Source organism: Seonamhaeicola marinus, from assembly GCF_008085455.1.
In genome coordinates, this window is the sequence record NZ_VSDQ01000245.1 from 1 (window position 1) to 534 (window position 534).

Annotated in this window: 1 protein-coding gene; it reads right to left on the reverse strand. The window is 35.2% G+C overall.

The genetic code is table 11. From position 1 onward, the window contains the following. Nucleotides 1-475, reverse strand: a 475-nt coding sequence (gene hisB / locus FUA24_RS03775; RefSeq protein ID WP_148540132.1) for a histidinol-phosphatase, incomplete at its 3' end; no start/stop codon positions are given. Between the last annotated feature and the right edge of the window lie 59 nt (nt 476-534).

Here is a 534-nt window from a genome sequence, read left to right on the forward strand (position 1 = left end):
CATCGGCTCCTAATTCGGGATCTTCAGACAAATAAATACCCTTTGCGCCAAGGTTTTTAGCGAGTTCCATATCGGTAATTCTATCACCTAAAACAAAAGAGTTTTCTAAATCGTAATCTTCAGAAAAATACTTGGTTAATAAGCCTGTTCTAGGTTTACGAGTATCGGCATTTTCATGCGGAAAAGTTTTGTCTATATGAATTTCAGCAAACTCTACACCTTCCTTTTTAAAGGCATCAATAATTTTATTTTGCGGTGGCCAAAAGGTGTCTTCAGGAAACGAATCAGTTCCTAAACCATCTTGATTGGTAACCATAACCAATTCAAAATCTAATTCGCTAGCAATTTTAGCCATGTATTGAAACACTTTAGGGTAAAATTCTAGTTTTTCAAGACTGTCTAATTGATAATCTACTGGCGGTTCTAGCACCAATGTGCCGTCTCTATCTATAAATAGTACTTTTGTTTTGCTCATGTTAGTCTAATTCTTTTAATGCCTTAATTAAAACTTCATTTTCAGCGTCGGTTCCTACA